The 618-nt window shown below is 69.9% G+C and carries 1 pseudogene; it reads right to left on the bottom strand.

Annotated features, from left to right (window positions below):
* Positions 1-618: pseudogene (locus D3D02_RS18445) on the bottom strand (lysine--tRNA ligase); the annotation flags it as partial.

Genomic DNA, 618 nt, shown 5'->3' with positions numbered 1-618 from the left:
GGTCTCGCGTTCGAGGTCGATCCCCGTCACCGTCTCCGTGACCTTCCCGCACGCCTCGCAGACGGGGTTGAACGGGACGTACTCGTCGTCGACCTTGTCCTGGTACGGCGAGAGCACCTCGCGGACCCGCTCGACATCGCCGAGGACCGTCCGGACCGCGTCGTCGAACGTCCCGTCGGCGTACAGGTCGGTGTTCGACAGCATCTCGACGGGGACGTTCAGGCGGTCGGCGTCGGCCTTCAGCAGGCCGGCGAAGTGGGCCGCGTACGACTCGGCCTCGCCGAACGGGTCCGGAATCTCAGTGTACGGCTTGCCGAGGTTGCGGCCGAGCGCGCCCGCGTCGACCTCGCCGAGCCCGACGATGTCACCGTCCGCGTTCGCCAGCTTGCGCGGCACCTTCCGCAGCGGGTCCTTGTCGTCGGAGGTGAACACCTGCCGGACCTCGCGGCCGCGGTCGCGCAGCACCTCGGCGACGAAGTAGCCGCGCATGATCTCGTTGAAATGGCCGAGGTGCGCGACGCCGGACGGGGAGACGCCCCCCTTGATCACGATCGGCTCGTCGGGGTCGCGCGCCTCGATCTCGTCGGCGACCACGTCGGCCCAGAACGCGTGGAAGGC

Origin of the sequence: Halobellus sp. Atlit-38R (genome assembly GCF_003665925.1) — an archaeon.
Lineage (GTDB): Archaea > Halobacteriota > Halobacteria > Halobacteriales > Haloferacaceae > Haloquadratum > Haloquadratum inordinatus.
The sequence above is the reverse complement of the archived record's forward strand: the minus strand, read 5'-3'. Positions and strand labels throughout refer to the sequence as shown.